The organism is Phytopseudomonas dryadis, from assembly GCF_004327355.1.
Lineage (GTDB): Bacteria > Pseudomonadota > Gammaproteobacteria > Pseudomonadales > Pseudomonadaceae > Aquipseudomonas > Aquipseudomonas dryadis.
Map to the genome: position 1 here is coordinate 85539 of NZ_QJUM01000012.1, position 11613 is coordinate 97151.

Annotated in this window: 12 protein-coding genes; 2 read left to right on the forward strand and 10 right to left on the reverse strand. The window is 63.3% G+C overall.

The window, feature by feature from the left end; genetic code table 11:
• The first annotated feature begins 169 nt into the window (after positions 1–169).
• Complete coding sequence (locus DNK34_RS12075; protein WP_131175138.1) at positions 170–892, forward strand: endonuclease; 723 nt, start codon at positions 170–172, stop codon at positions 890–892.
• A gap of 288 nt (positions 893–1180) precedes the next feature.
• Here the strand turns inward: DNK34_RS12075 and thrC are convergent, their stop codons facing one another.
• The 10 genes from thrC to ffh all read right to left on the reverse strand — a co-directional run bounded on the left by thrC (position 1181) and on the right by ffh (position 10328).
• Positions 1181–2590, reverse strand: coding sequence for a threonine synthase (thrC, locus tag DNK34_RS12080; protein WP_131175139.1), 1410 nt, complete (start codon positions 2588–2590; stop codon positions 1181–1183).
• A gap of 88 nt (positions 2591–2678) precedes the next feature.
• The gene (locus DNK34_RS12085) at positions 2679–3983 is read right to left on the reverse strand and encodes a homoserine dehydrogenase (protein WP_131175140.1); all 1305 of its coding nucleotides are present in this window, start codon (positions 3981–3983) and stop codon (positions 2679–2681) included.
• A gap of 106 nt (positions 3984–4089) precedes the next feature.
• Entirely contained in the window at positions 4090–4815 is a 726-nt protein-coding gene (locus DNK34_RS12090; RefSeq protein WP_131175141.1) for a DsbC family protein, read from the reverse strand.
• 365 nt (positions 4816–5180) lie between these two features.
• Positions 5181–6077, reverse strand: a complete 897-nt coding sequence (xerD, locus tag DNK34_RS12100; RefSeq protein ID WP_131175142.1) for a site-specific tyrosine recombinase XerD — start codon at positions 6075–6077, stop codon at positions 5181–5183.
• 57 nt (positions 6078–6134) lie between these two features.
• A complete protein-coding gene (locus DNK34_RS12105) occupies positions 6135–6542 on the reverse strand; it encodes an acyl-CoA thioesterase (protein ID WP_131175143.1) in 408 nt (135 codons plus the stop codon).
• A gap of 273 nt (positions 6543–6815) precedes the next feature.
• Entirely contained in the window at positions 6816–7166 is a 351-nt protein-coding gene (gene rplS / locus DNK34_RS12110; protein WP_131175144.1) for a 50S ribosomal protein L19, read from the reverse strand.
• Between the two features lie 42 nt (positions 7167–7208).
• On the reverse strand, positions 7209–7961 hold the full coding sequence (gene trmD, locus DNK34_RS12115; RefSeq protein WP_131175145.1) for a tRNA (guanosine(37)-N1)-methyltransferase TrmD: 753 nt from the start codon (positions 7959–7961) through the stop codon (positions 7209–7211).
• 5 nt (positions 7962–7966) lie between these two features.
• A complete protein-coding gene (gene rimM / locus DNK34_RS12120) occupies positions 7967–8503 on the reverse strand; it encodes a ribosome maturation factor RimM (RefSeq protein WP_131175146.1) in 537 nt (178 codons plus the stop codon).
• A 7-nt stretch (positions 8504–8510) separates the two neighbouring features.
• Complete coding sequence (gene rpsP / locus DNK34_RS12125) at positions 8511–8762, reverse strand: 30S ribosomal protein S16 (RefSeq protein ID WP_131175147.1); 252 nt, start codon at positions 8760–8762, stop codon at positions 8511–8513.
• A 183-nt stretch (positions 8763–8945) separates the two neighbouring features.
• Positions 8946–10328, reverse strand: coding sequence for a signal recognition particle protein (gene ffh / locus DNK34_RS12130; RefSeq protein ID WP_131175148.1), 1383 nt, complete (start codon positions 10326–10328; stop codon positions 8946–8948).
• Between the two features lie 476 nt (positions 10329–10804).
• Here ffh and DNK34_RS12140 point away from each other — a divergent pair, with 476 nt between their 5' ends.
• Entirely contained in the window at positions 10805–11605 is an 801-nt protein-coding gene (locus tag DNK34_RS12140; RefSeq protein ID WP_131175150.1) for a cytochrome C assembly family protein, read from the forward strand.
• Positions 11606–11613: the final 8 nt, after the last annotated feature.

The window sequence follows — 11613 nt, forward strand, 5'->3', positions numbered from 1 at the left end:
GACGGGTTCGCTATTTAAACCGATTGCGCCGCGCCCATGAACCGGCAAATTCGCCAACTCCATCGCAGTTGTGCGCTCGGGATTGCAGCGCGAAACGGCGCCATCAATGGGCCAGCCTTGGCAAGCCGGGACGAATGCGTATGATGCGGCGCTTTTGGGAAAAAGCCGTATGCTGTCGCGCTGCCTCCTCACGCTGCTCTGCCTCACCCTCTCCACCGCCCTGTACGCCACCCCACCACGCACCTTCAACGAAGCGAAGAAAATCGGCTGGACGCTCTACGAACGGCAGTCGGTGGAGTTCTATTGCGGCTGCTCCTTCAAGGGCAATCGCGTGGACCTGAAAAGCTGCGGCTATGTGCCGCGCAAGAACGCCAACCGCGCCGCACGCATCGAATGGGAACACATCGTGCCGGCCTGGCAGATCGGCCATCAGCGCCAGTGCTGGCAAAACGGCGGGCGCAAGAACTGCAGCCAGAACGACAGCGTCTTCCAGCGTGCCGAGGCCGATCTGCACAACCTGGTGCCGAGCATCGGCGAGATCAATGGCGACCGCAGCAACTACGACTTCGGCTGGCTGCCGCAGGCGCCCACCCAGTACGGCGCCTGCCCGACAGTGGTCGACTTCAAGGCGCGCAAGGTCATGCCGCGCAAGGAGGTACGCGGCATGATCGCCCGCACCTACCTGTACATGAGCGACCGCTACAAGCTCAAGCTGTCGAGACAGAACCGTCAGCTGTTCACCGCCTGGAACAAGACCTACCCGGCACAACAATGGGAGCGCCAGCGCAACCAGCTGATGGGTTGCGTCATGGGCTGGGCCAACCCCTATGTCGGCCAGCTGGACAAGCGCCTGTGCCAGCAGGCGCCGATTGCAGCGCTCAACCGACGCTGAGCGGCGCAGTCGCCGCGCGACGAAAAGCAAGCGAATAGCCCCGGCAACCCGTAGCCCGGCGTAGAGCGAAGCGAAACCCGGGAGCGATACCCGAGACCCGCCCCAGACTCAGGCGCCATCCCGGGTATCGCTTCGCTCAACCACAGGCTACGAAAGCGTGCCCGCCACAGAGGAACCCTCGAGGCGAAACGATGGCCGCACGCGCAGCTTCGACAACAGCGAACAGGCCGCAAACACGAAAGGCCGGCCCCCTGGGGTGACCGGCCTTTCGAGCCGTAACGCTGTCGCTTACAGCGGCTTGCCGCGGTTGCCGTGCCCGGCAACGAAGGCCTGCACCGCCTGCAGGTCGTTGGCCAGCACCGTACAGCGCTCTTCACGCTCGAACAGGTCGGCCAGGTGCGGCGGCAGTGCCGGCGACTGATCGACAGCGGCCCGCTCCACCGCTTCCGGGAACTTGACCGGGTGCGCGGTGCCCAGCACCACCATCGGCAGCGCCAGGCTGCGCCGGCATTCGCGCGCGGCACGCACGCCGATGGCGGTATGCGGGTCGAGCAGCTCGCCAGTGGCCTTGTACACCTCGGCGATGGTCTCGCAGGTCTGTTCGTCGCTGACCGCCAGGGAATCGAACAGCTTGCGGGCCTCCGTCCAGCGATCATCCTCGACGCTGAAACCGCCACCGCTCCTGAAATCGGCCATCAGCGCCGCGATCGCCGCGCCATTGCGCCCATGCAGGTCGAACAGCAGGCGCTCGAAGTTCGACGACACCATGATGTCCATGGACGGCGACAGGGTCGGATACAGATCGCCCTTCACGTACTGATTGCCGCTCATGAAGCGGTGCAGGATGTCGTTGCGATTGGTGGCGACGATCAACTGGCTGATCGGCAGGCCCATGTTGCGCGCCAGGTAGCCGGCGAAGATATCGCCGAAGTTGCCGGTCGGCACCGAGAAGGCCAGCGAGCGCGCCGGCCCGCCCAGCTGCAGCGCGGCATGGAAGTAGTAGACGATCTGGGCCATGATCCGCGCCCAGTTGATCGAGTTCACCGCCACCAGGCGCGTGCCCTTGAGGAACGACTGATCGGCGAAGCTGGCCTTGACCATCTCCTGGCAGTCGTCGAAGTTGCCTTCGATGGCGATGTTGTGGATGTTGTCGCCCAGCAGCGTGGTCATCTGCCGGCGCTGCACCTCGGACACCCGCTGGTGCGGATGCATGATGAAGATATCGACGTGCTCGCAGGCCTTGCAGCCCTCGATGGCCGCCGAGCCGGTATCGCCACTGGTAGCGCCCATGATCACCACCCGCTCGCCGCGCTTGCTGAGCACGTGGTCGAGCAGACGACCGAGCAGTTGCAGGGCGAAATCCTTGAACGCCAGGGTCGGGCCATGGAACAGCTCGAGCACCCACTCGTTGCCGTTCAACTGGCGCAGCGGCGCCACGGCGGCGTGCTCGAAGACCCCGTAGGTTTCCTCCAGGATGCGTTTGAAATCGGCATCGGCGATGCTGCCGGCGACGAAGGGCCGCATCACCCGGAACGCCAGCTCGTGGTACGGCAGGCCGGCCCAGGAGGCGATCTCCTCCAGGGTGAAGCGCGGCAGGTTTTCCGGCACGTACAGGCCACCGTCGGTGGCCAGGCCCGCGAGCAGGACATCTTCGAAATTCAGGGCCGGTGCCTGGCCGCGAGTGCTGATATAGCGCATATCTAAAACCTTTTATAAAGCCGATAAAAGCGCTGAAGGTGGTAGGCTGGACGCAAAAGCCGTTTCGTCCAGCCTTCAGCCTACAGCCTCAAGCGAGTTGCTCCACCCGGATACGCACGACACTGCCGACCACGTCATTGAGCGCCTCGAGCGCGGCGATCGCCTCGTTCATGCGCTGCTCGGCCACCCGGTGGGTGACCAGGATCATCGGCACCAGACCATCCTGCTCTTCGACCTCTTTCTGCATGATCGATTCGATGTTGATACCGCGCTCCGACAGGATGCTCGCCACCTGGGCGAGCACGCCGGGACGGTCCTTGGCCTGGATGCGCAGGTAGTAGGCGCTCTCGCAGGCGCCGATCGGCAGGATCGGATGGTCGGACAGCGAATCGGGCTGGAAGGCCAGGTGCGGCACGCGGTTGGTCGGGTCGGTGGTCAGGGCGCGCACCACATCGACCAGATCCGCCACCACCGACGAGGCGGTCGGCTCCATGCCGGCGCCGGCGCCGTAGAACAGGGTGCTGCCGGCGGCATCGCCATTGACCATCACCGCGTTCATCACGCCGTTGACGTTGGCGATCAGGCGGTCGGCGGGGATCAGCGTCGGGTGCACGCGCAGCTCGATACCGGCCTCGGTACGACGCGCCACCCCCAGGTGCTTGATGCGGTAGCCCAGGGCTTCGGCATAGTTGACGTCAGCGGTGGTCAGTTTGGTGATGCCTTCGGTGTAGGCCTTGTCGAACTGCAACGGAATCCCGAAGGCGATGGAGGCGAGGATGGTCAGCTTGTGCGCGGCATCGATACCCTCGACATCGAAGGTCGGATCGGCCTCGGCATAGCCCAGGGCCTGGGCCTCGGCCAGCACGTCCTCGAAGGGGCGGCCCTTCTCGCGCATCTCGCTGAGGATGAAGTTGCCGGTGCCGTTGATGATCCCGGCCAGCCAGTTGATACGGTTGGCCGCCAGGCCTTCGCGGATCGCCTTGATCACCGGAATGCCACCCGCCACCGCCGCCTCGAAGGCGACGATCACGCCCTTTTCCCGCGCGCGGGCGAAGATCTCGTTGCCGTGCACGGCGATCAGCGCCTTGTTCGCGGTGACCACGTGCTTGCCGTTGTCGATGGCCTTGAGCACCAGCTCACGGGCCACGCTGTAGCCGCCCATGAGCTCGATGACGATATCGATCTCGGGGTTGCTCGCGACCGCGAAGACATCCTCGGTAATCGCGATACCGGTGGTCTGGTACTGCGGCTTCGGGGTGCGCGTGGCGATGTGCGCCACTTCGATCCCACGCCCGGCACGACGCGCGATTTCCTCGGCGTTGCGCTTGAGCACATTGAAGGTGCCGCCGCCGACGGTACCCAGCCCACAGATGCCTACTTTGACCGGTCTCACACTGAACTCCCCATCTGCACCGCATAAAACGGCCGGAGCAGGCTCCGGCCGCGGAAAAAGAGCCGCACCTTACGAAGCGGCTGTTTAATAGTCAATCAGTCGCCGGTCACTTGGCTTCCAGCGCCAGGCGAGCCAGTTGCGGCGCCGGCTGATAGCCCGGAATCATCTTGCCGTTCTCCAGGATGATGGCCGGCGTGCCGTTGACGCCGATCATCTGGCCCAGCTGGTACTGCGCGGCGACCGGATTATCGCAAGTCGCCTCGTCGACGGCCTGACGGGACTTGGCCTTGTTCATCGCCGCCTGGCGATCCTTGGCACACCAGACGCTGGCCAGCTCCTTCGCCCCCTTGCTGCCCAGGCCCTGGCGCGGGAAGGCCACATAGCGCACTTCGACGCCCAGGCGATTGAGCTCGGGCACTTCGCTGTGCAGTTTCTGGCAATAGCCACAGTCGGTATCGGTAAATACCGTGATATGGGCCTTCGGCGCCTGGGGCGCGAACACCACCATGTCCTTGGCCGCAATCGCATCGATCTGCTTGGCCACGGCGCGGCCTTCCTCAATCTCGGTGAGGTTCAGCGCCTGACCGTCCTTGAACTGGAACAGGTAGCCCTGCATGACGAACTGGCCATCGGCGCTGGCGTACAGCTGGCGACCACCCTTGAGCTGCACCTGATAGACACCGGGCATCGGGCTCTCGGCAATGGCTTCGATCGGCAGGTCGGGCTGGATCGCCGTCAGGCTCTGGCGAATCAGCTGATCGGGATCGGCAGCCAGGCTGATGCTGCTGGCCAGGCCGAGGGCCACAGCCGCGAAAATACGGGTCACGCGCATGGGGTACTCCTGGCGACGGACTAACGGGGGATGGCGAAGATTAACATAATAGAGGCTGGAGGCTGGAGGCTGGAGGCTGGAGGCTGGAGGCTGGAGGCTGGAGGCTGGAGGCTGGAGGCTGGAGGCTGGACAGGGTTTTGCTCGGGCCCTGCCCCAGTCAAGCTTTTTCGTCCAGCCTTCAGCCTTTAGCGCCTTTATCGGCTTCAACCCCGTAGCCTGGGTCGAGCGCAGCGATACCCAGGTGAAACCTCCCCGGGCGTCGCACCGCTCGACCCGGGCTACCTGGCTTTTTCGTCCAGCCTTCAGCCTTCAGCCTTCAGCCTCCAGCGCTTTTTTCGGCTTCCCGCTTCAGGCTTCAAGCCGCCTCACCCCCTGGGATGATGCTCGGCATGCAGCGCCTGCAGGCGCGCGCGCGCCACATGGGTATAGATCTGCGTGGTCGACAGGTCACTGTGCCCCAGCAGCATCTGCACCACGCGCAGGTCGGCACCATGGTTGAGCAGGTGGGTAGCGAAGGCATGGCGCAAGGTGTGCGGCGACAGCGATTTGGCGATACCCGCCACCCGCGCCTGGTGCTTGATGCGGTGCCAGAAGGTCTGCCGGGTCATCTGCTCGCCACGCTGACTGGGGAACAGCACGTCGCCGGGCTTGCCGTCGAGCAGGAACGGCCGCGACTCCCTGCAGTAACGCTCGACCCAGGCGATCGCCTCCTCGCCCATGGGCACCAGGCGCTCCTTGCTGCCCTTGCCGAACACCCGCAGCACGCCCTGGCGCAGATTGACCTGCTCCAGGGTCAGGCCGATCAGCTCGCTGACCCGCAAGCCACAGGCATACAGCACTTCGAGCATGGCGCGGTCGCGCAGGCCGATCGGATCATCCAGGTCGGGCGCCGCCAGCAACGCCTCCACATCGGCCTCGGAGAGCGACTTGGGCAGCGGCCGGCCGAGCTGCGGCATCTCCACCTGCAGGGTCGGATCGACCTCGATCAGGCCCTCGCGCAGCAGAAACCGGTAAAAGCCCCGCATCCCGGAAATGAAGCGCGCCGTGGAGCGTGCCTTGTAGCCTTCGTTCATGCGCCAGGCGAGATGATCGAGCAGCACCTCGCGTCCGATCGCCGGCAGCTCCAGGCCACGCGCCCGCAGCCAGCCATTGAACAGGGCCAAGTCACTGCGATAGGCCGCCCGGGTGTGCGCGGAAAGGCCTTTCTCCAGCCACAGCGTCTCGATGAAACGCTCGATCAGCGGATGCTCGACTGCGGACATCGGTTACCCCTGAAACAGCAAACAAAGGCTTGGCGGCGCCAGCGCCACGCACACGAATCAGAAACCAGGCAGCACCGGCACCGGCTTGCCGTCCTCACCCATCGCCACGAAGCTGAAGGCCCCATGGATGGCACGTTCGCGGCGGGTGCCGTACATCTCCTCGACGAATACGTCGACCTGCACCTTCATGCTCGTGTTGCCGACCGCACTCACGCGCCCGACCAACTCGACGATGGAACCAGCCGGAATCGGATGATTGAAATCAATGCGATCGGACGACACGGTTACCAGCGGCAAGCGACAGAAACGCGTGGCCGTGATGAACGATACCTCGTCCATCCAGGCCATGGCCGTTCCGCCAAACAGGGTGTTGTGATGGTTGGTGGTCGGCGGAAACACCGCCTTGGCCACGCGGGTCTCCGAAAGCTCGGTACGCCGCTGAATTTCCTGCTCTCTGGGGGTCATCACTCAGAACCTGTTCACGATTTTGGTGTGCGCAATGGATACGAAAACCGCACCCGTATGAATGGCCTCGACAAGGCGATAGCGGACGTTGAGCTGCAAGCCACAAGCTTCAAGCTAGAAGCGAGGCAGCCTGTAGGATGGGTAAAACCCATCAATTGCCGATGGGTTGCACCCATCCTACGGCCGTCTGCTCCCACCTTCTTTGCCGTTTCAACAAACGCCAGAAACGAAAAAAGCAGCCCAAGGCTGCTTTTTTCGAGAGGGAAGCGTGGCTTAGGCCAGCTTCTCCTTGATGCGTGCCGCCTTGCCGGACAGGTCGCGCAGGTAGTACAGCTTGGCCTTGCGCACGTCGCCGCGACGCTTGACCGACAGGCTGTCGACCAGCGGGCTGTAGGTCTGGAAAGTACGCTCCACGCCGACACCGTTGGAGATCTTGCGCACGGTGAAGGCACTGTTCAGACCACGGTTACGCTTGGCGATGACGACGCCTTCGAAGGCCTGCAGACGCTGGCGGTCGCCTTCCTTCACCTTGACCTGAACGACGATGGTGTCGCCCGGCGCGAAGGTCGGGATCTCTTTGCTCATCTGCTCAGCTTCGATCTGCTGAATGATCTTGTTGGTCATGCTGCGCTCCTAAGACGGGCCGTCGGGCCGGTCATCGATACATTAATTATCGTCCCGCTGGCGGATGTATTCCTCCAGCAGCTTCTTCTCTTCTCCAGAAAGCGAGCGGCTATCCAGAAGATCGACACGGCGTTCCCAGGTGCGCCCCAGGGACTGCTGCAAACGCCAGCGCCGGATGTGTTCGTGGTTGCCGCCAAGCAGCACCTCGGGAACACGTTTATCCGCATACACCTCCGGGCGGGTGTAGTGCGGGCAGTCGAGCAAGCCATCCGTGAAGGAGTCTTCCTCGGCCGAATCTGCATGACCCAATGCACCAGGCAAAAGGCGCGTTACCGCATCGATCAGCACCATGGCCGGCAGCTCACCGCCAGACAGGACGTAATCACCGATCGACCATTCCTCATCCACATGCGTTTCGATGAAACGCTCGTCGATGCCTTCATAGCGGCCAGCGATGAGGATCAGACGCTCCTCCTTCGCCAACTCGCGAACCGCCGACTGGGTCAGCGGACGACCTTGCGGCGACAGGTAGATCACCTTCGCCTCACCGCCACAGGCCTGCTTTGCATCGAGCAAGGCATCCTCGAGCGGCTTGATCTTCATCACCATGCCCGGGCCGCCACCGAAGGGGCGGTCGTCCACGGTATGGTGCCGATCCGTGGTGTAACTGCGCGGATTCCAGCAGGTCAGCTGCAACAGCTGCTGCCTGACCGCACGGCTGGTGATGCCGTACTCACTGATGGCGGCGAACATTTCCGGGAACAGCGTGATGACCTCGACGCGCAGGCTCGGCATGGCGTCTAGAAGTCCGCATCCCAATCGACCCGCACTTCGCCAGCGTCCAGATCGATCGACAACACGCACTGCTCCGTATAAGGCAGCAGGCGTTCACGATCATCGAGGCTGTCGACGCAAGGCTTGACCACCATCACATCGTTGGCACCGGTCTCGAACAGATGGTCGATCCTGCCGAGCAACTGCCCCGTCTGATCGATGACCTTGAGACCTTCCAGCTGATACCAGTAGAACTCGCCTTCGCCGAGTTCCGGCAGCTGGCTGCGAGGCACGCAGATCTCGAAACCGGCGTAGGTACGCGCCACTTCGCGATCGTCGAGCCCCTTCAACCTGGCTACCAGCACCTTGCCCTGCAAGCGCCCACCGGCCAGTTCAACCTGTTTCACCTCGTTATCGCGCCGCAGCGTCCAACGAGGGTAATCGAGCACGTTATCCAGAGGATCGGTAAAGGAAAACACCTTCACTTCCCCCTTAACGCCATGCACCGAGACAATCTTGCCGAGAACCAGTAAATCCTCGGCTGGAGCTGGCGTCGTACTCATAAAGTGCTTAGGCGGCAGCCTTGGCAGCTTCTTTGAGCAGCTGAGCAACACGCTCAGACGGCTGTGCGCCCTGGCCGAGCCAGTAAGCGGCACGCTCCTGGTTCACGGAGAGCTTGACTTCAGCACCCGAGGCGATCGGGTTGAAGAAGCCGATACGCTCTACGAAGCGACCGTCGCGCGCATTGCGGCTGTTGGTCACGGTCAGGTGGTAGAAGGGGCGCTTTTTGGAGCCGCCACGAGCGAGACGAATAGTTACCATGTGAACATCGTTCCTGTAGTCGGTGCTAACTTGAGGCACACATCAAAAATGGGCCTAGGCCCGAAAGGCCGCATATTCTAAGGGCAAAAGCGGCAAGCTTCAAGCCACAAGCTACAAGTAAAAGCAGAATCCCAGAGACCTAACATTCTTGCGGCTTGAAGCTTGGGGCTTGCAGCTGATTTTCTAGAATTTCGGCATGCCACCGCCGCCGCCCGGAAGCATGCCGCCCATGCCGCGCATCATCTTGGCCATGCCGCCCTTGGCGGTGAATTTCTTCATCATCTTCTGCATCTGCTTGTGCTGCTTGATCAGTCGGCCGATGTCCTGCACCTGGGTGCCGGAACCCATGGCGATACGGCGCTTGCGCGAACCGCTGATGATCTCGGGATCGCGGCGCTCGGCGGGGGTCATGGAGTTGATGATCGCCTCCATCTGCTTGAACTGCTTCTCCGCCACACCCTGGGCGCCGCCCATCTGCGACAGGTTGACGCCACCCATCTGCGGCAGTTTGTCCATCAGGCCGCCGAGGCCGCCCATGCTCTTCATCTGCACGAGCTGGTCACGGAAGTCTTCGAGATCGAAGCCCTTGCCCTTCTTCAGCTTCTTGGTGAGCTTCTCGGCCTTCTCGCGGTCGAGGGTCTGTTCGGCCTGTTCGATCAGACTGAGCACGTCGCCCATGCCGAGGATGCGCGAGGCGATCCGCTCGGGATGGAAGGGTTCGAGCGCTTCGCTCTTCTCGCCCATACCGATGAACTTGATCGGCTTGCCGGTAATGGCGCGCACCGACAGCGCGGCACCGCCACGGGCATCGCCGTCGACCTTGGTCAGCACCACGCCGGTGAGCGGCAGGGCATCGTTGAACGCCTTGGCGGTGTTGGCGGCATCCTGGCCGGTCATGGCATCGACCACGAACAGGGTTTCCACCGGCTTGACGGCCGCGTGCAGGGCCTGGATCTCGGCCATCATCTCGGCATCGACGGCCAGGCGACCGGCGGTATCCACCAGCACCACGTCGATGAACTTGAGCCTGGCTTCGCGGATCGCCGCCTCGGCGATCGCCACCGGCTTCTGGCTGATGTCGGAGGGGAAGAAGGTCACGCCGATATCGGCCGCCAGGGTTTCCAGCTGCTTGATCGCCGCCGGCCGGTAGACGTCCGCCGAGACCACCAGCACGCTCTTCTTCCTGCGCTCCTTGAGGAAGCGCGCCAGCTTGCCCACGGTGGTGGTCTTGCCCGCCCCCTGCAGACCGGCCATCAGCACCACCGCCGGCGGCGTGACGCTCAGGTCGAGGTCTTCGTTGGCCGCGCCCATGAGGCTTTCCAGCTCCAGGCGCACGATCTTCACGAAGGCCTGGCCGGGCGTCAGGCTCTTCGATACTTCGGTGCCGACCGCGCGATCCTTGACCCGGGCCACGAAGTCCTTGACCACCGGCAGGGCGACATCGGCCTCGAGCAACGCCATGCGCACTTCGCGCAGGGTGTCCTTGATATTGTCTTCGGTCAGCCTGGCCTTGCCAGTGACATTGCGCAGGGTCTGCGAGAGGCGATCAGTTAGATTTTCGAACATGCGCGTTCCTTTCGGGCCTGTCGGGCCGGGATGGGCTGGCAGCAAACGCGGGATTATAACCAAGACTGGCGGGTTATCGACGGTTGTTTATCGGAGCTCCCGCGGTCTAGGGTCTGTTGACGTTTCAGCACGACCGCGCCGGTGCCCGTTTTGCCGCGAGGCAAGGCACGAGCCGCGAAGTTTAGCGAGCTAAATGAGCCGGCGAGAAACGCCGCATCGCGGCAAAACGGGCCTGGCCCTACGGGGTGCGCGGGAAATCTCGCCATGCGTTGTTGGAGGACTTGGCAAGGGAACGCCATTCCCGGCGTCCTCCGCCTAGCGGATCGCCGCCCGGCCTGGCGAGATTTCTCGCGGCAACGCGGCTTGCGCTGAAACGTCAACAGACCCTAATGCGACCCGGTAGCATCTGCGCTCTTTTGTGCGACAGCCGTTGTATGCCACACTCAGCGCCTTTCGGCCTTGCCCATTCAGGATCTATGCACCCTCTGTTGCCCAGCCTCGCCGCTGCCTGCCTCTACTTCGGTGCCGCCAGTTATCAAGGCCTGCACCTGACCCGCCGCAGCACACCCAGCAAGCGCCTCCTGGCGCTGCTCGGCGTGATCGCCCTGCTGTTCCACGGCGGCAGCCTGTTCATGCAGATGCACAACAGCCTCGGCCTGACCCTGGACTTCTTCAATGCCGCCAGCCTGATCGCCTTCACCGTGATCGTCCTGACGCTGCTGGCCTGCCGCCGCATGCCGGTGGAGAACCTGCTGCTGTTCCTCTTCCCGCTCGGTGGCCTGACGGTGCTGGCGGCGCAGTTCATGCCCAGCGGCACCACCCAGCCGCTGGAAGAAGCGCCGGGGATTCTCTCGCACATCCTGCTGTCGATCATGGCCTACGGCATGCTGACCATCGCCATGTTCCAGTCGCTGCTGCTGCTGATGCAGGATCACCAGCTCAAGCACAAGCACCCCTCGGGGCTGATCAAGAACTTCCCGCCCCTGCAGACCATGGAGAGCCTGCTGTTCGGCTTCCTCTGGAGCGGCTGGCTGCTGCTGTCGCTGTCGCTGCTGTCCGGGCTGATCTTCATCGACAACCTGTTCACCCAGCACCTGGTGCACAAGACCATCCTGTCCTGCTTCGCCTGGGTGGTGTTCGCCGTGCTGCTGTGGGGACGGCACCAGCTCGGCTGGCGCGGGCACAAGGCCATCCGCTGGACCCTCGCCGGATTCTGCCTGCTGATGCTGGCCTTCTTCGGCAGCAAACTGGTTCGCGAATTCATCCTGCACGTCTGAATCGGATC

What these genes read in the sequence shown, in the direction of transcription:
- DNK34_RS12075 (WP_131175138.1), top strand. Translation starts at nt 170, where the DNA reads ATGCTGTCGCGCTGCCTCCTCACGCTGCTCTGCCTCACCCTCTCCACC.
- thrC (WP_131175139.1), bottom strand. Translation starts at nt 2,590, where the DNA reads ATGCGCTATATCAGCACTCGCGGCCAGGCACCGGCCCTGAATTTCGAA.
- DNK34_RS12090 (WP_131175141.1), bottom strand. Translation starts at nt 4,815, where the DNA reads ATGCGCGTGACCCGTATTTTCGCGGCTGTGGCCCTCGGCCTGGCCAGC.
- xerD (WP_131175142.1), bottom strand. Translation starts at nt 6,077, where the DNA reads ATGTCCGCAGTCGAGCATCCGCTGATCGAGCGTTTCATCGAGACGCTG.
- DNK34_RS12105 (WP_131175143.1), bottom strand. Translation starts at nt 6,542, where the DNA reads ATGACCCCCAGAGAGCAGGAAATTCAGCGGCGTACCGAGCTTTCGGAG.
- rplS (WP_131175144.1), bottom strand. Translation starts at nt 7,166, where the DNA reads ATGACCAACAAGATCATTCAGCAGATCGAAGCTGAGCAGATGAGCAAA.
- trmD (WP_131175145.1), bottom strand. Translation starts at nt 7,961, where the DNA reads ATGCCGAGCCTGCGCGTCGAGGTCATCACGCTGTTCCCGGAAATGTTC.
- rimM (WP_131175146.1), bottom strand. Translation starts at nt 8,503, where the DNA reads ATGAGTACGACGCCAGCTCCAGCCGAGGATTTACTGGTTCTCGGCAAG.
- rpsP (WP_131175147.1), bottom strand. Translation starts at nt 8,762, where the DNA reads ATGGTAACTATTCGTCTCGCTCGTGGCGGCTCCAAAAAGCGCCCCTTC.
- ffh (WP_131175148.1), bottom strand. Translation starts at nt 10,328, where the DNA reads ATGTTCGAAAATCTAACTGATCGCCTCTCGCAGACCCTGCGCAATGTC.
- DNK34_RS12140 (WP_131175150.1), top strand. Translation starts at nt 10,805, where the DNA reads ATGCACCCTCTGTTGCCCAGCCTCGCCGCTGCCTGCCTCTACTTCGGT.